The following is a 21258-nucleotide window of genomic DNA, read 5'->3' as shown; positions in this document are numbered from 1 at the left end:
ACGAACCGGCGCCGGCCAGGCGCTGGCCAGCGCCGCGCACATGGCGCGGGAAGGCATTTTCACAAATGGGTAGGGGAGTCGGCCAGGCCGGCGCCGATCGCGCCGCCCTAGGACCTGCAGCAGCTGCGCATCGAGCAGCTGCCGTTGCCGGAAGATCTTCAGCCAGGCCGCGTTGCGGCCGTATTCACAAACCAATGACCGGCTGCAGCTGGTGGACGTCGCCCAGGGCGGCGCCGTCCGAATCGACGCCCGCACGGACCGGCTCCGACCAGGTGCTAGCCAGCGCAGCGCACACGGCGCGGGAAGGCATTTTCGCAAACGGGTTAGGGGAGTTGGCCAGGCCGGCGCCGATCGCGCCGCACAGGACCTATGGCGGGGTATCGCATCGCGGCATTTCACTCCCGATGCGTTCTGCAAAGCAATGTTGTTCTGCGCTAAGTACGGCATTTGACTCCCGAATTCATGCCGATTGCGGCCTTACCCACGGCATTTGACTCCCGTTCCGTTATCAAGCATTTACCGCAGTTTCTGAATTAACAACCGCGGCATTTCACTCCCACCCCCTTATTGACCACTTTTTATTGAATCTCTTACATAAAAGTGTCCGCAATGCATTGAAAAATGGTCGTTTTCGTATCCCCTACGGCATTTGACTCCCGTTTAGAGCGCCTGAAATTGAAAAAAATACAAACGGCATCTGATTCCCACCCGTTTTTGCCCTCTGATACGGCATCTGACTTCCGTTTTCCTACGGCAACTCACTCCCACGCTCACGGCAATTCATTCCCAGCCATACGGCAACTGATTCCCGGAAGCACGGCAATTGATTCCCGGCAATACGCGTTTTCGATAGAGGACCCGGTGTGTTCTAATCCATTTTCTAATCATTATCTTTAATACAACAAGTATCGCTACGCTCCTTGTTGCGAATTAATCAACCACCCCGCCCGCCAGCGGGCACCCCCTGAGGGGAATCCCAGACTGCGCTTCGCGCACAAGAAAGTCTCAAAATCGATCTGCAAGCGTTAACGCATTAGATATCGATACGTGGCATTTGACTCCCGATATGAATGGACTTCACCCGCTGACGCGGGCGAACAAGGTATGGGGCGGTAAACCGCCCCTTGTAAACTGTCCCTCGCTACTGCCAGTGGTGGGCGGTACTCAATCCTTCGCCCGGACGACGGGCGAACCCTTCGGGCTTCGGGATCTTCCGTCCGCCCTTGACAGGGCCGACTACCCCTCCGCCTTCTCAGGCGGAGGCGGCCCTTGCGCAAACTTAACGCGAAGCGCCACCCCTAGCCTTCCAAAGAAGGCTATGCGGCGGTTTTTGGCTGATGCAAGCGTTATTTGCAGATCACGGCATTTATTTCATCGGTTTTTAGGTGTAACAGGGCGGTCCGACGGCTTTATCGTCGGATCGCAAACGCGCGGAGCGCGTAGGAGGCCGTTCGGGGCTTGTCCGAAGTCAAACCACCCCACTGTCGCGCCCCCTAGGGGGCTTGCCCAAACGGCCGCGTTTGATCCTCGGAGGCAAGGGAGAACCCCTTGCCTCTGTCGGGGAGCGTCAGTCACTACGACGAACTCAAGAGGCTTTCGCGGCATATCCTCGCCCGCAAGCGGGCTGCGGTATTCCACGACCTCTTGACTTCCTCTTCGTTCAGAGGCCACGGCATTTCATTCCCACTTGTTTGACAGTAGGGACGCGGATCTGGCTCCGCGAAAGTCCTGTGTTTGTAGCGGGTGCGCGGTAGAGCCCGGCCAGGCCCACCGCGGCCGGAAAATATAAACCGTCATCGCCTTGTGGCTGGTGGACGTCGCCCAGGGCGCACGGCCGCTAATCGACGGGCAGCTGCTGGGGACCCGGCGCCGGTCATGCCTGCGCCGCACAAACGGCACCACGGCGCGTTTTCACAAACCATTAAGGGGGTTGCCCAGGTCGGCGCACATCGCGCCGCTGAAGGGCTTTACTGGCTTCCGGAGAGAAGAATTGTCGTAGTTGTCACATAGTCAAGCAAGTTGTAATTGCTGTACGAACAAAAATATTTCCATGTAGAATGTTTGCCTTTTACTTTCTGGTAACAAAAGCCTTGTTTTCGTTGACTTTCTTGTCCTGCGGCAATACCATTATTAAATAAATTTTTAGTGAAGAACTTAAATAGTATGCAAATCAAAACTTGGCTTATTTTCCTTTCTTCAGTTTCACTCTCGGCATGTTCGTTGCTGAACAAGCCATTGCCGCCGGAGCCCGTCAAGAATCCTCGCATTGTTGAGCGCGGACTGAAACCAGAACAGAGCAGCAGCCCGGCCAGTTCGCGTATTGCGTCCCGAACGCTTGCGCCGGGCAAGGTCGATTTAAGCGGTGCGGAAGTAGTTGAGCCTGGCGTCCCGGTTTCTGCGCCGGTCGCCGCGTCGCCGGTTGTTGTAAACCGGCGGCGGCAGCTAAGGTCGTCGGGCGCTGGGCGGTGAAGCCCGATCATCGTTCGCTTCGTGAAGTGATCGAGGACTGGGCGACGGAAGCAGGCGGGCGCGGGAATCCTGATGGCAAGTTGGACGTCATCTGGGAAACCCGCGATTTCCCTATTTCTGTGCCGCGCGAAAAGGTGCTGTCCAGTGGTGATATCTGGGAGGCGCTGACCGTCCTTGGCGAAGCCTACCGCGATAGCGATTCCGCATTTCAAGTGCAGCCGACCGCATTTCAGCAGATCGTGATCCTGCCCATGAAGAAGTCTTCCAAAACCCCACAAGAACAGTCCAAATGAAATTAAAAATCGTAGCCGTTGCCGCAGCTGCTGTGCTGTCTGGTTGTGCAAGTACCGAAGTTAAGCAGGAAGTAAAGAAGGACTATTCCAGCGCAGATCAAGCAATGGCCCAGGCGCGCGCCAAGCTGGCGATGCCTGAGCCAATTGTGCTGCCGGTGTCGCCAACTCCGTATTTTGGCAAAACGTCTGTGGCGAAGGTCGCCTTGAAAGATGAACTTCCTTTGCCGCTGCGCAGCAAGACGCTGGTTCACTTCGATACGCCCTTTGCCTATGGTCCTGAGCAGTTCGCGAACCTGATCACCGAGGAAACCGGTGTTGGCGTGCGGGTTGGGAAGCTGGGCGCGGTCAAGACGATTAGCCTGTCTTCTATTCCACCGATGACCTGGGGCGGAATTGATTGAGACAGCAATGGCGCAATTCGGTTTGGACTACGACATGGAAGGCGGCGTGCTACATATCGATTCCGTATTCCGCCGCCTGTATCCGTTCTATAACACGGCTAGCACCACTAAGGGTGCGATGGAGCTGGGTAAGACCTCGCAATCGACTGTCGGCGCACAAGGCGGGCAAAACACGGTAGTTCCGGCAGCTTCAACAGCAAGTTGGATGTAACTATTGCGAATGACGACGATTCCTGGAAGGATGCGCTGAACACTCTCAAGTCTATTGCGGGCGACAAGAACGTAGTCGAGAACAAGGGACTGGGCTTCTACGTTACATGCTCGAAAGCGTGCCATAAGGAAGTCGCTGATTTCATTGATAGCTCCAACCACAGTAACACGCAGCAGGTGCTGTTCCGCGTTCTGGAAATCACGGTTGCTACTACTTCCGTGGGCCAGTCCGGTGTGGATTGGAATCTGGTCTACAAGAATCTGGGTGAAGGCCGGAAATACAATTTCACGTTTGGTACTCGACCAACCTTGTGCAGCCTGGCGCCGGCCTCATCGGTCTGAACATTCTCAATCCTGTCGGCGGCACTGACCGGATGAACGGCACGGCGGCAATCTTCTCCGCTATTTCGACCGCAAGCAAAATTGTTGACGTCAAGCCGTATGCGCTGATGGCAATCAACAACGAGGCAAGCACGCTGGCAAATACCGACGAGCAGACCTATGTTCAGCAGACCACGATCACGCCGACCAGTGGCACCAACGGCCAGGTGCTGTTTTCGCAAATCCCCGGTTACGTTACTTACGGTCAGCTGATCCAAGTGATTCCCAAAGTCCTTCCAGGCGGCCGTGTCATGGTCCGCTTTGGCATCGATGACACTAAGCTGAAGAACCTGATTCAAGCCACTAAGCAAGGCGATATCGACAAGCCTCTGCTGGGCGGTCTCAACTTCCTGAACAAGTCCGTCATTCAATCCGGCGGCACGCTGATCCTCTCGGGATTCAAGCGCAAGGTGTCCAAGGCTACAGATCAAGGGCTGTTTGCAAAACAGACGATGGGCTCCGAAGTCGGGGATACCGACTACACGGAAACGGTCATTATGATGACGCCGGTTCTCGAAGGGTCGTAAATGGCGCACATTGTCGAGAACATTGTATTCGGCTTGGATTGGCGGACAGTCATCAGCGACAACAAGGAGGAGATTCGCCGCCTTGCTGCTGAGAGTTCCGCAACGCTTATTGCGAAGTCAAGTGGGATGGCAACGTGCGTGCTGGCTTTGGCACGTTCAAGCGGACGGAGAAACTTCGCTCCGCGGCTGCTGTCCTGTCGGAAAAGCTGGAGGGGGGAACGGAATTTTCGTGCACCAGTTCTCAGCGGATCTGGCGTGCTGCGTTGTCATTCGCGATCACTTGCCCGTTGAAGGCCATGACGTAGTGGGGCTCGCCGGCCATCGTGGCTGAGACTGTTCGCAAATACCTTGATAGTCGTCCTAAAGAGGAAATCCAGCAGAAGATTTATGGCGGCATGGTCGAACATTTTTCGACTGTTCAGCGGTTCCCACTGGACCGCATCACCAGTGCGGCAGACGAGATTCACGCGCTCAAGCGCCTGCAATCGCCTAAGAACAAAATCGCCGTTGCCGTAGGGCTCGCCGTACTTGTCATCGGTACTTACTATTCCGGTGATCTGTTGGATGTATTTCAACCGCAGAAGAAAGCACCGCCTCCCGACCAAGCCGCGATCTATCACGATCAGGTCATTGCCGCCATGAACACAATTGTTCAGGCGCGTGAGTTCCCTTCGATCGTGACGGATGGCTTCTTACCGTTCGTGGAGAAGATGCCAGCCGAGATTGCAGGCTGGAAGCTGCAAACCATCGTGTGAACGGCACCGACTGCATTGCGACTTGGAAGCGCAACCAGGGCGCTACCACTCGCGGTTTCTTTGAAGCCTTCAAGGTTCCCGAGAACGACACAAGCATATCGTTCAATTCGATTGACACGATTTCCCGCGCTGTCTCTTTCACAAAAAAAGCCGACGAGAAGAAGCTAGTTCTTGGTACGCGTAACCAATTTGGCCAAGCCATTGTGAGCTGGTTTCAGCAACTGTCGGACGAAAAGCTGCAGCCCACCATCAACGAGCAGCAGCCACTTGTCCCTGGAGCGCCGCCCAATGCCAATCCTAAAGACAAATTAATGGTCGGTTCTTATTCGTTCACCGTGCCATATGCGGCTTTGGATCAGGTAAAGAAATTGCCCGATCTGATGACCATTCAGAAAATTACTTTGACCTATAAAGAGCGTGGCGACGTCAAGGTTGAATTCACTGGGAAATTCTATGCGATTTAAATTTATTGCCTTTGTTGTAGCCGGTTCGTTGTTGCAAATGGCGCAGGCACAAAATCAGGCGGCGCCTGCCGGTCCATCCATCCTCGACGCTCAGCGCGGCTATACGGCTCCTCCGAAGCCCGCTGCCGATGAAATGCTGACCGTTTCCGATGCTACCAAGCAGACTAACGGGCAGCCTGCGGCAGCGGGTTCCCAACCGGGCCAACCAACGCAGCCGGGTCAACCTAATTCCGCAAATGGTGCATACGCGCCGCGTGCGGGGCGGCTCAGACCGAAGCGAAGCCAATTCCGGTAGTTGATGCGACGGGTATGCCACTTGACACCGCCGCATTGCGTGCCGCCAGCAAGACAAAGGTGCGTCAACCAAAGGAACTGGAACTGGTGCGTTTTTCTGAGCGCGACGGCAAGCGCAAAGCTGTTCTGTCGGTGAACGGCGTTCCTCGCATCGTGGACGTGGGCGCTGAAGTGCTGGACAAGGTTGTGACCGAAATCGGCAAGGACACTGTTTGCCTCGAACCGAAGGACAAGAAATCGAATCCGAAAGCAGACAGCAAATCGAAGAAATGCAGCAAGCCCCTCAAATTTGAACTGCAGAGCCAAGAATGAAAAAAGATCATTAGCCAACTGGTCGAACGGCTACGGCAGGCCGCACCAAAGCGCAAGGTTACGCGGAGCTATCCGTATTTGCTGACTGGCGACAACGGCGCCATGATCCCTATTCGCAGTCAACACCAGGCGCACGTTGTCGCGGAGTTTGAAAGTGCCGCAGCCGAAGAGGCAGGCGCAGCGCACGTGGTTGTAACGAAGAGTTTGAGGGGACGGCGGAGTTTAGCGCGCTAAAAGGCCGACTGGAGGGGCTGGGTTATCGACTGACCATTACGCTACAAACCGGAGCGTTCATCCGGAACAAGTACGTCGGCAAGACCAGCGCATCCACCTCCTACGAACTGGATCAAAAGAAGTCTTCGACCACTGCCTATTTTCAAAGTTTGTTGGCCGCTGCGATCAATAACCGTGCGACCGAGATTCGTTTTCACGTTCGGACGGAGAATTGCGGCATCGTTCACCTGATCGACAACGAGGTTTACCACTACGCGTCGATTTCCGCCTCTCTGGGCAATGATCTGTGTTCTAACGCTTTCACAAACCTAGCTGATAAGACCTCGTTCGAGCCGGACAAAAACACCTTTAGCCGCCAGCTGGACCAGAGCTGCATTATTGATATCGAGATAGCAGGCCGGCATTACCGCCTTCGATATCAAAGCCTGCCAGAAAACGATGGGGGCTACGATGTGACTATGCGTATTCAGCCGCAAGGCCAGGCGGGTACTGTTCCTTCGCTTGAAGACCTCGGCTTTACGCCTTCGTCTGCTGCAGCGCTGCGCCGCGTTGCGGATAACCCGAAGGGCGGTGTGTACATCACTGGCCCAATGGGGCAGGGCAAGACGACGACACTTTACTCTCTGATGTACGTGCCGAAGGAGGAGCGCAAGCAGTACGTGCTCACCTTTGAAGATCCTGTTGAGTATCGTCAGTATGGCGTCACGCGTGTTCCTGTCGGCCTGATCGGCTATGAAAACGCGGTGAAGCGCACACTGCGTATGGGCGCGCACCGCGTCCTCATCGGTGAGATCCGCGATTACACAATGGGCGGCATGGTGAGCGTGCTTAGCCAGACCGGGCCGAAGGTCTTTACCTCGCTGCACGTCAACGGCGCCAATAAGTGTATCGACCGTCTGTGTGGTACTGAAATCCGGATTCCGCGTCAAACCATGTGTGACCCTGACATGGTGGCGGGATTCGCCTACCAGCGACTGCTACCTAAGCTGTGCGATAAATGCAGCCGTCCGGCCACGGCCGCGGATTTGGGCGCTGACCTTATTCGCGATCTGGATAGGCTGGGTGTGCCGCTCGCCAATATGCGCTTGCGCAATCCGGCTGGCTGCACCAATGAAGACGCTTCGCCATATTGCATCCGTGGCAGGAAGGGCGGTCAAGCCGTTCTCGAAATCGTTGAGCCTGATGAAGAGTACATGCGCCTGATGCGCAACAACCTGGATCTGGAAGCGAAAGACTATTGGCTGGGTCTGTGCAATTCCTTGATTACGGAAGATGACGTAACGGGCAAGCCGATTCTGGCAAACGCGCTCTACCACGTCGCCCTGGGTGTGCTGGACGTGCGCGACGTAGAAAAGCAGCTGGGCTATCTCCGCACGTTCCGATTCCGGACCACTGCGCAAAAACTGAAGGCGGCATAGATATGGCATTTTCGCTTTCGTTTTTCTGGGCTCGGCTGGTCTTTCACCGTCGCCGCGCCGGAATTTATGCTGCGCTGGCCTTCGCGCTCGATCATGGTTCGCCCCCTCTGGAAGAGTTCAAGGCTGTATATCGCACGCACAAGCGCCGTAATAGCCCTTTGGCGACGATTTACAAACACTGGCACGACCAACTGACGGATAGCGCAGCTGGCAGTATCTCCAAGGCGATGCGGGGAACTGTGCCGACCACTGAATATGCGCTCTTGGCATCAGCTGAGGAAACGCACCGGCTATCGCTGGGCCTTCGCTTCCTGTCTGACTCGGTAATCAAGATCAATGAAATGACTGAGGCTGTTTGGTCCGCCATTTCCAAAATCTGGCTTCCAGCAGTGATGTTCGCAGGGCTTTTGGTCTTTTGCGACAACTTCTTTTTCCCGACCATTGCCGATACTTTGCCTAGGGACAAGTGGCCGACAATCACCCGAATTGCTGCCGGTACGGCGAGCCAGCTTTCAGCACTTCTGGTGGCGATTTTCGTTTTTGGCTCCGGCTTAGTTTCTGCGTGGTATTTGAGCCTTTCGCGCTGGACTGGTGCTGGCCGAAAAATTGCCGACCGGACTGTTTTGTACTCTAAATACCGGGACTTTCAGTGCGCCATTTTCCTTGTGAATCTTTCATTTCTGATGCTGGCAAATACCCCCCCGCGTGCATCGTTACTGAGGATTCAGGAACATAGCAATCCTTATATTCGCAATCACATAAAGAATATGCTGGCTCTGCTATCGGAGGATGGTGGCGACGTTGGACGAGCCATTATTTCGACTGGGCTTTTCAATGACGAATTGGGCGATTTAATGGCCGACTATACGCGTTGGGGCGATTGGCATACGCAAATACGTGAAATTGCAGATATTGCACTTCGCACTGTCACAAAAGATATTGTTAACCTAGGGCCAAAGATTGAAAGTATGTTGCAACTGGCCCTTGGTGTCTGCTTAATGTTATTATTCGCAAGCGGCGGCGTAGCAATTATTCAGATTTTCTCTCTCGCTGGTTTTACTCATTGAATAAGGTAAGGACAAACATGAAAACTGTGAATCAAATCAAATCGCATTACTACGGCAAAAACAAGAAGTACCAAGCTGGTGCAGTGATGATTACCGATATCATCATCTGGGGTGGTGTGGTATTGGGCGCAATGGCGTTTATCTTCTTCCTCAATCGCGTAGCACTGCCGTTCATTAAGGGCTGGCAGGAGGCTTCCGCAATTTCGTCCCATATGAAGGCAGCTGCAGCAATCTATAGCGGTGCACCGAGCTTTACGGGATTGAACAATGCAACTGTAACGAACCCCAACAGCAACATTATCGATCCTAAGTATTTGCCAGGCGGTAACGTCATCAATAACCAGTTCGGCGGCACGGCCACTTTTGGCGTAACGCAGACGAACGTAACCGGCGACACGATGACTTACACGGATACTCTGATTCCTACCTCTTCGTGCCCGCATGTTGCGAATCAGCTGGCTAGTGACGCTGATCGCATCACTGTGGCCGGCACTATGGTTAAGGCTGCTGGCGGCGTGATCGATGCGAATAGCCTGAACGATCAATGCAAATCCGCTGCTTTCGTCACTTTGTTGGTTGAGAAATTCAAAAATAGCTGATTCTGATATCGAGCAGAAGGGCCGCATTGCGGCCCTTCGACCATTTCAAGCATATGAATAATAGACAGCAAGGCTTTGGCACGATTGATCTGGTAGTCGGGGTTGCGCTTTCCCTGATGCTTCTCATTCTGGTTGTGGAGGTATCAAAAGGTATCCGTACCAAGAATTTAGCTTTCAAGCAGGCTGAGAAGCTGCTTGTAGGTAGCGAAGCTATGCAGAGCTATCTTAATGGTGAAGCGAGTTCTATCACTGCGTCAGGCCAGGTCGCAGAAGCCACGCTCAAGAGCAAGGGCTACTTGGGGCAGTTTGTTTCTAGCACGTTGCCAATGGGCGGCCAGCTGGTTTACTTCGTTCGCAAGAATACGGCAGGGGACCTGATCGGGCTGGCATGTGGCAACTCCAACGTCACAGTATCCGGCGTGCCCTCGTATGCGGTCGCTGCAGCGGTAGTTGACGCGATGCAGGGTAGCGGTCTGAGGACGAGCCAGGCCGACCCTAATCAATTGAATGGCCGTGGTTTTCAAACCATGCAGAGTCCAGTGCCAGGTGCAGCAATTGTTTGCTCTTGGGCCTACCTTCCTAAACAGACATGAGAAATTTTAAAAAACCTCACAGGCAGGGCGGCTTCATTGGTATTGCTATTCTCGGCGTTGCTCTCGCATTTGGAGCGGCAGCGATAGCGCTCAAATTTATGAATCAAGTACGCAATGAGCAGCGCATGAATAACGATAGTTATCCGCTGCGGGTTGTGGCTGGTGCGTTGGCGCAATATGCGAAGGCTAATAAAAGTTCTCTTGTGTCGAATAAGGAGATTATGTATGTGAACGATCAGTACGCACCGAGCTTAAATGAATTGGTAAATTTAGGATTCTTGAGCACGTCAGGTATTAACGCAGTTTCAGCCTACGGAACAGGGCTGACAACTAAAATTGTATACCCTTCGCCTGACGGATCAGTTACCGGCTATGTCTTTACAACGTCGAGTCTCAAGGATGCGAAAGGTAATCCGGATAGCAAAAGGGCGTGCGCCATTGCTAATGAAATTGGCGATGCGGGTTTATGCTCATCGATAGCCAATCCGGCCAGTATTGGAAATAATGCGACTCAGTTTGTTGTCAATCCAGCGCAACCCGCGCGGGTTGGCGCTTTGATTTTTGTTCCAAAATAGGATCGTAAATGAAATTACAAAAACAACGCGGCCTCATAACTCTCAACGCCATGCTTACAATCGGCGCTCTTTTAGCAGTCGGCGCCGGAGCGGTCTACATCAAAAAGGACTATGACCAAACCCAGGACGCGCGCTCTCGCGCAGCGCCGATCGACAATACGCTGAAGGGAGCTATTCAATACGCGAAGCTCAATCAGCAGCAGCTGGTGGCCGGCACTGCGATTAGCGGCTTTACCACGCCGATGGCACCGACAGTAGCCCAGCTGGTGACAGGAGGCTATCTGCCTGCTGGCTTCTCGAGATGGCAACCTGTATGGCGGCACCATTCAAATTCAGCTTTCCAATCAGCCTGCTGGCTGTACTGCGCCGAAGTGCGTAATCGGTATTCGTGTGTTCCCGCCTCAGATCCGCACGGCGAATGGCCAGCCGGACGTGGGCATGGCCAGGCGCATTGCCGACTCGATCAAGAGCGGCAGCGGCTGGTCCAACACGCCTGACAATCCGAGCATTCTGCAGAAAAACGACGGTGTGACCATGCCGAATCCGCTGGGCAGCACGCCCGCGGTTGTCGTGGCGGCCTATTGGGTCGGTAGCACTGCGGCCAGCGCAACTACTCCGCCAGTAAGCTACGAATACAAAAGCGGCTCTTGCCCGGCTGGCTGGTCAGGGAGCAAAGAATATGAACGCTCGAAGATTACCGACAAATGGGGCAACGTCACCTATACCAGCTGGTCGTTGATTAGCAACGATTGCGAGGCTCCGCCACCACCGCCGCCACCGCCGCCGCCACCACCACCACCACCACCACCACCACCACCGCCGCCGGTTGTTCCGCCACCGCCAGGTTGCGCCAACGGAGCAACTGACTACCCAACCTGTACGCCGCCGGCTACGCCACCACCGACTCCGCCGGTGACTCCGCCGCCGCCGGTAGTAACGTGCACGGACAAGTACACCGCAAACTCGGAAGCTTGCCCGGCGCCGCAAACCGGCACTATTGACTGGATAACGCACCAGACTTGCCCATCCGGCCCGACAGGGGCGCCAGCGTACGAGGATGGACCTAAGAATTCTTTGGGATGTAAAGCTCCCACGGTTCCTCCGCCTACGGCTAGTTGCCCTGAACCGCGTGTTACCTGTGGCTATACGCAATCGAGTGTGTATATATGGACTGTCTGGCAGACCACTTATTCGCCCCCCTCGTGCAACGCCAGTACAGTAGTTGTTGGTAAGTACTATACCGATTCGGTTGATCCACCAGTCGGCAATTGCGAATAAGAAACACGAACATGATTTCCGCTGAATTTATCGAATTAGCTCAGCGATGCGCGCCAGAAGTCCATTACGTGACCCTGGCGCGCTTGGCGCGTAATGAGTCAAGCTTTAATCCGTATGCAATTGCCCTGAGCAGTAGGGACAAGTTGCAGCGACAGCCAAAGACCAAGGAAGAGGCCATAGCGACGGCAAAAGAATTGGAAAAGAGGGGCTATCGGTTCGCGGGCGGCGTATTACAGGTGCATTCCCAACATTTTAAAAGTAAGGGCGTGACGTTCGATAAGCTGTTTGATACATGCGCAAACATGACATATGCGCAAACGATCTTCATGGACTGTTTCGATGCCGATCCGGGGCAGGGGGCGTTACCTATGCAAATGCGCCTCAAGCGGGCGGCCTCCTGCTACGCGACTGGGAACTATATCGACGGTTTCAAAAATGGGTATGTTAGGAAGTTTCTCGCGCCAATCTGAAATTTCTTCAATGCAATATAATTATCTACTTTACTAGGAGGCAATCATGCCAATCGATGAAGAAGGCGGACGGAAAGCTGGCCGGCCAAGCTCCGGCGTTCCGCGAGCAGAGCAAGAGCGTCGTTCCCAAGTAAAGAATAGGGCCAAGAAGCAGGAGCAGGGAAAGGTGGAACTTCGCACCTGGGTGAAGCCAGAAACGCGGCAATTTTTGACTGATCTGGTGGCCAGTTTGAAGGTTCAAACCGCAGGCGAAGTGCTTGATGTACTGCTGAAGCACGAGGCGTTAGACGTTGTTTTGAAGCAAGTTACAGAAACTCACAATTAAGTGGACGCACTCCACAAAATAGGTGTACACTGAATTTATGGGTTTCCAATTTTCAACATTTGAAGGGTGATTTATGCAATCGAAGACTTTGGTAGCTGTGCTGGTTTCGTCCGTTCTGGCTGCTTGCGGTGGAGGCGGTGGCGGATCGACGGCGACGACTCCCGTAACGCCGCCTCCAGTAGTGACCCCGCCGCCTGTGCAATCGTCCGATCTGCAGACGTCGGTTCCAGCAATGACGTATGCCGCAGGCTCGCAAGAAGCTTCGTTCGTCACGTCCTACAATAACTTCCGTGCAGCGGTGGGCTTGGGCCTGCTGGCGCAAAGTACGAACCTGGACACGGCAGCACAGAACCATTTGAAGTATCAGGGGCTGAACAAGGATGTGGATGTGTACGCCATCGATCCGAAGTCCGGCCGTCCAATGTTCCACATCGAGGATGCATTGCGCCCCGGCTTTACTGGCGTACAGGAAGCAGATCGCGCACGCTTTGCTGGTTACGCCGGTCAGTACGTAGGCGAAAGCGCCGCGTTCGGCCTCGGTAATGGTGCACTGGTGGGGCTGCAAGACCTGATCGGTAGCGTGTATCACCGTAGTGGTCTGATGTTCCAATATCCGCGCGATATTGGCGTCGCCGTTGGCACGGATGCTAATCAGACGATCGTTATGGAATTCGGCTTTAAGACGACCGGCCAAGCCAACGCTGGAGACTTCATAGGTGTTTACCCGTCGGACAAGCAGCAGGGCGTAGGCTTGAATATGTCGCTGGAAGTTCCTAACCCGGTTCCTGATGTTGCATTCGCAGACTTCGCGACCAAGACTGGTTATCCGGTAAGCATCGTGTCGGTTGAAGGCAGCACCATGTCAGTGACTTCGTTTACCATTACCGAAGCTGGCGGCACGGCAGTACCGGCACGCCTGCTTACGAAGGATAACGACCCGAATAAATACCTCGCCGCGAATACCGCGTTCTTGGTCGGCAATGCGGCCTTCAAGCCCTCGACCACTTACAACGTTCAATTCTCCGGCGCGGTAAATGGCAAGACTGTGACGAAAAACTGGTCCTTTACCACTCGCGCCAAGTGATCGCGAGCGGATGCGGTGGAGGGCTTTAGCGCGCTAAAAGTGGAGGTGTTCTATGTTTGCTACCGCATCCTTAATTTTGCTGGTTTATCTTTTTGTGCGAATGATCAAGCGCGATGCCCGCGCGACTGGTAAGCGAAAAGAGCGGTTACGTCGATTTCACGATGAGTTGTTTTTCTAAATATCAGCTGGTCACTGTGGCACTGCTGACAGTAAGTTCGATGGCAGTCGCGGAGGTCTACCGGCGCGTTGATCCAGTTACGGGACAAGTCACGTTTACCAATTTCCCGTCTACTCCTAAAGTTTCCCCTGCGACTGATCCAGGGGAGCCGCTTCCTAAAGTCCGTCGCGACGTTGCGAAGGCTCCAGGGGCGACAGTGGCGCCGAGGAATTTTCCGAAAGTAGACCCGGTCGAGCAAAAACGAAGGGACGCGGATAGGCTTCAGATATTGAAGGACGAGCTGGTTGCTGAACAGCAAGCCCTCACGAAAGCCGAGCGCGAAAACAATGCGGACGCTACTCAACGGCATCGGACAAACATTGCCTCATTGCAACGTGAAATAGTTGCAATTAGGTAATTGGCTCATTTAGGTAGGCTCACAAAAGGCGGCTCGTTTGAGTCGCCTTTTTTATCGAGCCTCCCCGGTTTTGCTCGGGCTCTTTTGGGTATACTTATCTGAGCCGTCTTTTTGTTTCTATGCGGCAACAATTGATATTTCCATTAACGTACCGCGTCACGAAAACATTCCCATGCGAGTTGCACGAATCTATTTGCGAGTCAGCACGGCAGAGCAGGATTTGACAAGACAAGAAGTGCTGATTGCCGAGGCCAAGGCTGCGGGCTTTTATGTGGCAGCTGTATATCGAGAGAAGGCATCGGGCGCGCACGCAAACCGTCCGGAATTGCTTCGGATGATTAATGATCTGCAACCAGGCGAGGTGCTTATTGCTGAGAGCATCGACCGCATCAGCCGATTGCCGCTGGCCGAAGCTGAGCAGCTTATTTTTACAATTCGCGATAAAGGTGCTCGCTTATCAATTCCGGGGATTGTCGATTTGTCGGAGTTGGCGGCTGAACATGAGGGTATTCCAAAAATCGTATTGGAATCGGTGCAAGAAATGTTGTTGAAAGTGGCGTTACAAGTTGCTCGCGATGATTATCTCAGTCGCCGGGAAAGACAGCGACAGGGAATCATTGAAGCCTTGAAGGAGGAAAGGTATAAGGGTAGGGCGCCAAACCTTGAACTGCATGAAAGAATTATCGAGAAGAGGCTATTGGGGAAATCGATAACAAAAACGGCGAAGGAATTAAACTGCGCATTAGCAACGGTAAAGAGGGTCTGGGCACTGCACAAGAGGCGCGGCGCCCAGGGGACGACTGAGGCGCTTAGCTCTTGATTTCCAAGTCCTGAAGAGCCTTACCGCTCTCCAAGGCGTCCTTAACCCACTGAGGTTGACGGCCACGGCCTGTCCATACTTGCGTCGAATTGCTGGGGTTGCGGTACTTGGCCGGAACGGACTTCCCAGCTGGTTTCACCTTCAGGCTGCCCCCGATCAGATCCTGCACACTTACGCCCAGGTTGGCGGCGATTTGATGAATTTGAGAACGTGCGTTCTCGACTTCCGATTTCATACGCGCAGCAATTTCATTTTCTGTATTCGATTTCAGCTCACGCAGTTCTTTGAGGGACATTTTGGACAGGTCTGTCATGGTATTCTCCATATAGTCGAGAATCGGTACTCTAACGGCTTACTTGAATTTTTAAAAGTGGAATTCATCTCTGTTAGTGCATGTTCTTGAAATATACTATTTGAACGTTAAACCAAGTTGCTGGCCGCATGCCAGATAAGGAAGAACAGATGGCTTTTAATCAAGATGACGCTTTCAATCTTAACCGCGCTGCGGCTCTATTTGGAAGCATTGGTTTGGACACCGATGAAGACGACGAAATGCTTACGTGGTTCCCCATCAAGCGCCACGACTACGGCGAGGACGCGGCAAATGTGCTGGCCGAAGCGCTTATGTCGGCAACGCGATTCGACCAAAGCATGAATACTTGGATCGAGATTCAGTGCGACACGATCCCAGTATTCGTTGAGCGTGCCATTGATGGATGCGCCGGTTTCGGCCTCCGGCTGGTGGTAACGCATAAAGACGCTAGTTCCCATCGGCCGGGTGAGCTGTTGGCCACCGGACTCCAGGGCATAATCGCTCGCGCGAGTGATCGTCGCCCGCTCTGGCATCCAGTAGCCAAAAAGATCGTTGAATCTATCCACTACCAGCGACCAGGCCGCGCCGAGGCCGAGGCGGCATAATCGTAGGGATAGCCAACAGAGGGGATCGGCGCCGGCCAGCTGGCCAGCGCTGCGCATCCGGAGCATCAAGGCATTCTTACAAACGGGCAGGGGAGTTGGTCAGATCGGTGTCAATGACGCCGGCCAAGCCTGCGCCTTGTACATCGGCATCGGCGCGCACTGGAGGACAGCGCTGCGCATTTACAAACTCGATATACCACGTTTGAGCGGCCGTTCTGCGCCCCATTTCAGCCACCACCATGCCCGTAACCGTAAGGGCTTTATCGCTGAGCCATAAAAGCCTTGCGTCGCGTAGAGGTAGAGGCGGCTCTTGACCGGCATTTATCGGCCGTATGTCCGCCATCATCACTGTTCGCTGCAGCAGACGATCATATTTTTCGAGTCATTCGCAGTTCGCCTTCGACGTCAGGTTGCAGCATGGCGAGGCGATGCCTTGGCAGTGGTCGACCCTCATCATCGAAGAGCCGCAAGCAGATAATCGGGCCAGGCGGTAAGACCAATGACCAGAGTTGAGCGGTTGATGTGTTGTTGCTGGGATCAATTTCAAATCCGGAAAGCAGCAAATGATTTTCGACCAGTTCAACAACTTCGGCATCGAATAGCTGCGGCACAAGATGCCCCCTTAATCCGTCCCTGCTGAGACTTGCTTGCTTGCCGAAGCGTTGCCAGATCGGGCACGCTTGTTCCGACAAGTTGAGATCGCCGTCAATCGCCGGAATCCCCCGCGTTCCGTTTGCCAGTGGTGTGCCGTTCTGGAATAGTCTGGTTAGCTGGACGTGCATAATCGAATACTGTATGTATGTACAGTTATTCTAGCAGAGCGGCGAAGGGAAGGGCTGAGCGTATTTACAAACCGGTCGAGGGTTCTGCCAGGTAGGGGACCACCGCGGCGCCCAGATCTGCAGCGGGTGCGCTCGTATTCAGATCCGGTAAGAAGTCATCGCGTCCTCTTGAAGCGGTTTGCAGGCACGGCGCCAGGTCGCTTCAGCTTAAACCAGTTCGGACTGCGTTCGCCAGGCAAGTACGGCGAGTCAGCCAGTTTCCCTACTACGCCTTCTAATCCAATCTTCAGCGCCCAGTCGTAGAGCCATGAAATCGGTCGTGCAACATCACTCGTACTGACATGCTCGACATATAGGGTGAACGGCACGGTTTGCGCCGCCAACAATCGCGCTAGCCGTGCCTTTCGATCTGTCAGAGGTAGGCCAGTGATATCCTTGCCCCGCTCTACTAGCAAGTCGAAAATGCAATAGATCACGGTCGGGTCGCCGGTCTTGCGTCGCCCGTGCTGCGCTCGGGCCTGCAACGCATCAAAGTTACTGCGCCCATTTCATCGAGGACGACCATTTCGCCGTCCGTAATGGTTGCCCCCCAACGCAATGCGGCAAGAGCGTCGCTGACCTCCTGAAATCGGCGCGTACAATCGTTTCCTTCCTTCGTTCGCAATTGGCTGCGACCCTCACCAAAACCAGCAGTAACTCGCCAGCCGTCATATTTCACTTCCGCGACGTAGCGTGACTGATCCTCAGGCGGTTGGCGGCGCTGATCTAATAACTGGGGGCGTAGGGTGTCAATTGTGAGCATCGCTACAGAGCATGCACGAGCGCCCTGTATTCGGTCGGTGCGCAGGCGCACGCGCAAGTTTCTGGCCTACCTCCCATCCGTGGCTAATGTTGGCCGGGTTTCCGAGTGTTATGGAGAGCGGAAGCTCCGCCAAGTTGCTCAACTATCTCTGCGGCTGACATCGCTACAATGGTCAACGGATGAGCACGACAATATGTGTCGAGGAAGGCAGTAACCGTATCAAAATCTGGTTGCCTCACATATCTGCGCTTCCCGTTCTCCGTCTCGTAATAGTTATATGCAACGGTCCAGCCTACTACCCACTGCACAAAAAGATTAGTCTGCGCTTCTTGCTTGCGCTCCCGCGCGAGAGTCCACTGTCCGCACGTGAGTTGCCCAGTCCCCGTTACATGCCAGTTGGCGTCAGGATCGGGCGCCGCGATTGCCGTATAAGTGAACGCAAGATTGGCTGCAAGCATAAGGGCCGAGAAAGGAAATTTCATAAAGCGCTCCGAAGTTGATTGGTTGAATTGTAGAGCACAGCGGAGCCCGGTTAAACCGTCCTCGCCCTGCAGCTGGTGGACGCCGCCCAGGGCGGCGTGCTGATCGACGGCCATATGCCGGCGCTGGCCAGGTGGCCAGCGCCGCGCAGGCGCCGCCACAAGGCATTTTCACAAACAGGCGGGGGAGTTCGCCAGGTCGGCGCCGATCGCGCCGCCCAGGACCTGCAGCGAGCGCGCATCGAGCAGCTGGCCGCCGCCGGCGGCGCTGCTGGAAGATCCGGAGCCGGTTGGCGCCGCGGCCGTAATCCCAAACTGTCCTCGCCCTGCAGCTGGTGGACGCCGCCCAGGGCGGCGTGCTGATCGACGGCCACATGCCGGCGCGGGCCGGGTGGCCAGCGCCGCGCAGGCGCCGCCACAAGGCATTTTCACAAACAGGCGGGGGAGTTCGCCAGGTCGGCGCCGATCGCGCCGCCCAGGACCTGCAGCGAGCGCGCATCGAGCAGCTGGCCGCCGCCGGCGGCGCTGCTGGAAGATCCGGAGCCGATTGGCGCCGCGGCCGTAATCCCAAACTGTCCTCGCCCTGCAGCTGGTGGACGCCGCCCAAGGCGGCGTGCTGATCGACGGCCACATGCCGGCGCGGGCCAGGTGGCCAGCGCCGCGCAGGCGGCACCACAGGGCATTTTCACAAACAGGTAGGGGAGTTGGCCAGGTCGGCGCCGATCGCGCCCGCCGAGGCTCCGCAGCAGGTGCGCATCGAGCGGTTGCAAATATGAAAAAGCCGAAGTCCATAAGGACTCCGGCTTTTGTGAGGCTTTGCCTACATAGGCCCCGGATTTGAAAAAATCAGAACGCGACTTTTTCCTCAGAAGTTCCGCGTGCAGCCGAATTAGCCGATGCGCGAGAATTACTAGGATAAACGCTGCCCGAAATATAGAACTTCACTTCAGAGTTTGGATTTTGCGACTCAGTGACTTTCGCACGAACGGACAGCTGCCAGTCGCTCTTCGTATAAACATTGCGCCGTCCACTACATCTAAGAATTGCTCTTCGATGAAGCCATAGTACGCATCAGTTTTTTTCTCGTCCTTGAAAAGCATACCGGTGAAGGTTTGCTCATCGCCATCATTGCGAATTGTCAGGCTGAGGAAGGTGCGGCCCTGCTTGGAAACGCGTTTGTAAGCAAACACGCTTACTTCCCAATCGTCAGTGCTAATTGCACCAGTCATGAGCGGGTATTCCTTACCTTCCTCGTCCGTGTCTTTCGCCTTGCGGTTGAACAGCGCGAAGTTTGCGGTGGTAGTTGCGTTAATCATGATTCACTCCATTAAATTAAGGAGCTACCGGGGTGGTCTTTCGACCCCCGCCAGTAGCAAGGTTATCGATAGACCACGGCGATACTAGAACACACTTCATTGCCATCAGTCAACAACTTTGTAATCTTTCTGCGACTCACTGCGATACGATTTTAGCGTGCTAAAACCCTGTAAATAATCCATTCTAGATTTGGACTATTTGCAGGAATCTATATTAACGTGAAAGACCGGCCTCTCAAGCAAATGCTTGAGAGGCGGTCAGTGATACTCTAACTGCGGTAAAAACTGCAGCCAGTTTTTGAAGCCCCATTCATGGCTTTACTCCAGTCATAGCCCCAGAGGGACTATGACCCACCATGAACGGGTTACAGCGGTGCGACGAGTTTTAAGATTGATAGATTTTCGCCCCATAACTGCGGACAATTTCCACAACCTTATCGCTCTTTGCTCCCTCAATCAGCAGAGCCGAAGCAACGATAGAAAGCTCAGACCGAATGTTAAGAACCTTTGCTACGTCGTTCCTAACTTTCTTAACTGCCTGATCAGCCTCCTTCGTTATCGGGAGCTTGATGACAGAATCATCTTTCTCAAGTTCAACGAGATTGACGCCATCAAATTTATACAACTTTCCTTCTTTCAGCTCATCTTTAAAGTCATCTGAGTTCATGTAATTTCCATTCAAAGTTAAGTTAAAAATAAAATTTCAAAAAAGTAGCATCACCCACATTCGACCCGAAAGGGATCTGGCGTTGGTTGCCAGGCTACCGGCCACGGTACTACCTGTGATTTCTCACAGTCAGTCGGAATATAAGTCCCAACTTAACTACCCGGTTGGGTAGGGTGATGAGTATTTAATGTGGCCACAACCGAGTAGGTTGGGCCACGGCGATCTCGCACATAGACCTCCTTCCTACTGCGGCATACTCGCTACAAGCAGCCTCTTTATTGCAAATCCACCTAATGCTACTTGGTGGGCTAGGGTTTCGATTACTCGCTACCCTTTTTGTTTAGTGTGGGGGCCGCCAAGCCCCCACTCATCACCAGTCACGGTGAGGCACTACGCCAAACAACGCGTCCCGGGCCGCCAAGCCCGGTTAAGCGCACAAATACCACCGATCCAGCCTTTCGTTACTCATATTGACCTGAAATCAGTCAGCCAATACTTTCAAACACTACTCAGCTAGTCTCCCTCTCCCTTATCTACTACAGCTGGTGCCACCCAGCTAGACAGTCGGAGATTCCCACGTTAGCCGCAAACGTCGAAACACAACGAGATCAGGCTCATTTCACAAACTAGCCTTTCGGCTTTCTATCTCTTACGAGATTCGATTTCAGGGGCTAAAGATTCCAAAAACGCTCCCTTACTCGTCTGCCAAACTTCCACCTTCTGATTTACCAACGGACTGAAGCCGCGGCAATCCCTCGTGTTACTTACCGAAATGCACCCTCGCCTATCGACGGGGTTACAACTACATGCTTGAGCTATACAGCGACCCATTTAGCTTGCGCCGAATGGTGCCGGATTTTCCAGGTTTCCCCTCAAATCCCTGACACATTACTGTGCCCTCAGCAGCCCACACGTTCGGCATTGGTTATACCCTTCCGAGCATCCCCAATGGTGGATTTTCACCACTTCGCTTACGGCAGGATCACACCTGTTACCAGGGTGTCCGTTTCCGTGTCGCCCAATATTCAAATCCAATAATCCGGATTGAGTCGAAGGGAGGGATTACACCTCCCAGCGCTCGTCGTAGCATGGCGAGCTTCGTTAAAAGCACCACGCTTCATCGGTGTAGCTCAGGTTGGCGACCTGAGTT

The 21258-nt window shown here is 54.2% G+C and carries 31 protein-coding genes; 22 read left to right on the top strand and 9 right to left on the bottom strand.

What is annotated here, in order from left to right; all coding sequences use genetic code 11:
• Nucleotides 1–184: 184 nt before the first annotated feature.
• Nucleotides 185–310, bottom strand: a complete 126-nt coding sequence (locus tag ACHMW6_RS00375; RefSeq protein WP_395398652.1) for a hypothetical protein — start codon at nt 308–310, stop codon at nt 185–187.
• 1657 nt (nt 311–1967) lie between these two features.
• Nucleotides 1968–2480 carry a hypothetical protein gene (locus tag ACHMW6_RS00370; RefSeq protein ID WP_395398650.1) on the bottom strand — a complete coding sequence of 171 codons (513 nt, stop codon included), beginning with the start codon at nt 2478–2480 and terminating at the stop codon, nt 1968–1970.
• Here ACHMW6_RS00370 and ACHMW6_RS00365 point away from each other — a divergent pair.
• From ACHMW6_RS00365 to ACHMW6_RS00300, 14 genes are all read left to right on the top strand, one after another.
• Nucleotides 2466–2762 (top strand): hypothetical protein, encoded by a 297-nt coding sequence (locus ACHMW6_RS00365; RefSeq protein WP_395398648.1) that lies wholly within the window; start codon nt 2466–2468, stop codon nt 2760–2762. The two genes, ACHMW6_RS00370 and ACHMW6_RS00365, sit on opposite strands and share 15 nt — an antisense overlap.
• On the top strand, nt 2759–3163 hold the full coding sequence (locus tag ACHMW6_RS00360; RefSeq protein ID WP_395398646.1) for a hypothetical protein: 405 nt from the start codon (nt 2759–2761) through the stop codon (nt 3161–3163). The genes ACHMW6_RS00365 and ACHMW6_RS00360 overlap by 4 nt, the downstream gene beginning before the upstream one ends.
• Nucleotides 3164–3170: 7 nt before the next feature.
• Complete coding sequence (locus ACHMW6_RS00355; RefSeq protein ID WP_395398644.1) at nt 3171–3374, top strand: hypothetical protein; 204 nt, start codon at nt 3171–3173, stop codon at nt 3372–3374.
• On the top strand, nt 3365–3715 hold the full coding sequence (locus ACHMW6_RS00350) for a hypothetical protein (protein WP_395398642.1): 351 nt from the start codon (nt 3365–3367) through the stop codon (nt 3713–3715). Before ACHMW6_RS00355 ends, ACHMW6_RS00350 begins: the two co-directional genes overlap by 10 nt.
• Nucleotides 3685–4281, top strand: a complete 597-nt coding sequence (locus tag ACHMW6_RS00345; protein WP_395398640.1) for a hypothetical protein — start codon at nt 3685–3687, stop codon at nt 4279–4281. Before ACHMW6_RS00350 ends, ACHMW6_RS00345 begins: the two co-directional genes overlap by 31 nt.
• A 323-nt stretch (nt 4282–4604) precedes the next feature.
• A complete protein-coding gene (locus tag ACHMW6_RS00340) occupies nt 4605–5036 on the top strand; it encodes a hypothetical protein (RefSeq protein WP_395398638.1) in 432 nt (143 codons plus the stop codon).
• The gene (locus ACHMW6_RS00335; RefSeq protein ID WP_395398636.1) at nt 5033–5500 is read left to right on the top strand and encodes a hypothetical protein; all 468 of its coding nucleotides are present in this window, start codon (nt 5033–5035) and stop codon (nt 5498–5500) included. The genes ACHMW6_RS00340 and ACHMW6_RS00335 overlap by 4 nt, the downstream gene beginning before the upstream one ends.
• Nucleotides 5501–5830: 330 nt before the next feature.
• A complete protein-coding gene (locus tag ACHMW6_RS00330) occupies nt 5831–6106 on the top strand; it encodes a hypothetical protein (RefSeq protein WP_395398634.1) in 276 nt (91 codons plus the stop codon).
• 386 nt (nt 6107–6492) lie between these two features.
• Nucleotides 6493–7758: an ATPase, T2SS/T4P/T4SS family gene (locus tag ACHMW6_RS00325; protein ID WP_395398632.1), complete on the top strand. Its 1266-nt coding sequence runs from the start codon at nt 6493–6495 to the stop codon at nt 7756–7758.
• 2 nt (nt 7759–7760) lie between these two features.
• Nucleotides 7761–8825, top strand: coding sequence for a hypothetical protein (locus ACHMW6_RS00320; protein ID WP_395398630.1), 1065 nt, complete (start codon nt 7761–7763; stop codon nt 8823–8825).
• Between the two features lie 17 nt (nt 8826–8842).
• Nucleotides 8843–9424, top strand: coding sequence for a type 4 pilus major pilin (locus ACHMW6_RS00315; protein ID WP_395398628.1), 582 nt, complete (start codon nt 8843–8845; stop codon nt 9422–9424).
• A gap of 26 nt (nt 9425–9450) precedes the next feature.
• Nucleotides 9451–10017 carry a hypothetical protein gene (locus ACHMW6_RS00310; RefSeq protein ID WP_395398626.1) on the top strand — a complete coding sequence of 189 codons (567 nt, stop codon included), beginning with the start codon at nt 9451–9453 and terminating at the stop codon, nt 10015–10017.
• Nucleotides 10014–10592 carry a hypothetical protein gene (locus ACHMW6_RS00305; RefSeq protein ID WP_395398624.1) on the top strand — a complete coding sequence of 193 codons (579 nt, stop codon included), beginning with the start codon at nt 10014–10016 and terminating at the stop codon, nt 10590–10592. Before ACHMW6_RS00310 ends, ACHMW6_RS00305 begins: the two co-directional genes overlap by 4 nt.
• Before the next feature lie 8 nt (nt 10593–10600).
• Nucleotides 10601–11089, top strand: a complete 489-nt coding sequence (locus ACHMW6_RS00300) for a hypothetical protein (protein WP_395398622.1) — start codon at nt 10601–10603, stop codon at nt 11087–11089.
• A gap of 242 nt (nt 11090–11331) precedes the next feature.
• On the opposite strand, the gene ACHMW6_RS00295 is transcribed toward ACHMW6_RS00300, so the two are convergent.
• Nucleotides 11332–11454: a hypothetical protein gene (locus ACHMW6_RS00295; RefSeq protein ID WP_395398620.1), complete on the bottom strand. Its 123-nt coding sequence runs from the start codon at nt 11452–11454 to the stop codon at nt 11332–11334.
• A 427-nt stretch (nt 11455–11881) separates the two neighbouring features.
• Here ACHMW6_RS00295 and ACHMW6_RS00290 point away from each other — a divergent pair, with 427 nt between their 5' ends.
• The 5 genes from ACHMW6_RS00290 to ACHMW6_RS00270 all read left to right on the top strand — a co-directional run bounded on the left by ACHMW6_RS00290 (nt 11882) and on the right by ACHMW6_RS00270 (nt 15144).
• A complete protein-coding gene (locus ACHMW6_RS00290) occupies nt 11882–12340 on the top strand; it encodes a lytic transglycosylase domain-containing protein (protein ID WP_395398618.1) in 459 nt (152 codons plus the stop codon).
• Nucleotides 12341–12386: 46 nt separating this feature from the next.
• Nucleotides 12387–12665: a hypothetical protein gene (locus ACHMW6_RS00285; RefSeq protein WP_395398616.1), complete on the top strand. Its 279-nt coding sequence runs from the start codon at nt 12387–12389 to the stop codon at nt 12663–12665.
• Between the two features lie 73 nt (nt 12666–12738).
• Nucleotides 12739–13749, top strand: a complete 1011-nt coding sequence (locus ACHMW6_RS00280; RefSeq protein WP_395398614.1) for a CAP domain-containing protein — start codon at nt 12739–12741, stop codon at nt 13747–13749.
• Between the two features lie 113 nt (nt 13750–13862).
• A complete protein-coding gene (locus ACHMW6_RS00275) occupies nt 13863–14324 on the top strand; it encodes a hypothetical protein (protein ID WP_395398612.1) in 462 nt (153 codons plus the stop codon).
• A gap of 172 nt (nt 14325–14496) precedes the next feature.
• On the top strand, nt 14497–15144 hold the full coding sequence (locus tag ACHMW6_RS00270; protein WP_395398730.1) for a recombinase family protein: 648 nt from the start codon (nt 14497–14499) through the stop codon (nt 15142–15144).
• Here the strand turns inward: ACHMW6_RS00270 and ACHMW6_RS00265 are convergent.
• A complete protein-coding gene (locus tag ACHMW6_RS00265; RefSeq protein WP_395398610.1) occupies nt 15134–15457 on the bottom strand; it encodes an H-NS family nucleoid-associated regulatory protein in 324 nt (107 codons plus the stop codon). The two genes, ACHMW6_RS00270 and ACHMW6_RS00265, sit on opposite strands and share 11 nt — an antisense overlap.
• Nucleotides 15458–15585: 128 nt before the next feature.
• On the opposite strand from ACHMW6_RS00265, the gene ACHMW6_RS00260 reads away from it, so the two are divergent.
• Entirely contained in the window at nt 15586–16062 is a 477-nt protein-coding gene (locus ACHMW6_RS00260; RefSeq protein ID WP_395398608.1) for a hypothetical protein, read from the top strand.
• 368 nt (nt 16063–16430) lie between these two features.
• On the opposite strand, the gene ACHMW6_RS00255 is transcribed toward ACHMW6_RS00260, so the two are convergent.
• From ACHMW6_RS00255 to ACHMW6_RS00245, 3 genes are all read right to left on the bottom strand, one after another.
• Nucleotides 16431–16844, bottom strand: coding sequence for a hypothetical protein (locus tag ACHMW6_RS00255; RefSeq protein ID WP_395398606.1), 414 nt, complete (start codon nt 16842–16844; stop codon nt 16431–16433).
• A gap of 155 nt (nt 16845–16999) precedes the next feature.
• Nucleotides 17000–17368 (bottom strand): hypothetical protein, encoded by a 369-nt coding sequence (locus ACHMW6_RS00250; protein ID WP_395398604.1) that lies wholly within the window; start codon nt 17366–17368, stop codon nt 17000–17002.
• Nucleotides 17317–17646 (bottom strand): hypothetical protein, encoded by a 330-nt coding sequence (locus ACHMW6_RS00245; RefSeq protein WP_395398602.1) that lies wholly within the window; start codon nt 17644–17646, stop codon nt 17317–17319. Before ACHMW6_RS00245 ends, ACHMW6_RS00250 begins: the two co-directional genes overlap by 52 nt.
• 557 nt (nt 17647–18203) lie before the next feature.
• Between ACHMW6_RS00245 and ACHMW6_RS00240 the strand changes: the two genes are divergently transcribed.
• Entirely contained in the window at nt 18204–18488 is a 285-nt protein-coding gene (locus ACHMW6_RS00240; protein WP_395398600.1) for a hypothetical protein, read from the top strand.
• On the top strand, nt 18461–18745 hold the full coding sequence (locus ACHMW6_RS00235) for a hypothetical protein (protein WP_395398598.1): 285 nt from the start codon (nt 18461–18463) through the stop codon (nt 18743–18745). The genes ACHMW6_RS00240 and ACHMW6_RS00235 overlap by 28 nt, the downstream gene beginning before the upstream one ends.
• 321 nt (nt 18746–19066) lie before the next feature.
• On the opposite strand, the gene ACHMW6_RS00230 is transcribed toward ACHMW6_RS00235, so the two are convergent.
• Complete coding sequence (locus tag ACHMW6_RS00230) at nt 19067–19441, bottom strand: hypothetical protein (RefSeq protein WP_395398596.1); 375 nt, start codon at nt 19439–19441, stop codon at nt 19067–19069.
• A gap of 385 nt (nt 19442–19826) precedes the next feature.
• Nucleotides 19827–20108 (bottom strand): hypothetical protein, encoded by a 282-nt coding sequence (locus ACHMW6_RS00225; RefSeq protein WP_395398594.1) that lies wholly within the window; start codon nt 20106–20108, stop codon nt 19827–19829.
• Nucleotides 20109–21258: the final 1150 nt, after the last annotated feature.

The sequence above is a fragment of the Pseudoduganella sp. UC29_106 genome (genome assembly GCF_044055365.1).
Classification (GTDB): Bacteria; Pseudomonadota; Gammaproteobacteria; order Burkholderiales; family Burkholderiaceae_D; genus Rugamonas.
This window is presented reverse-complemented; position numbering and strand designations above follow the sequence as displayed.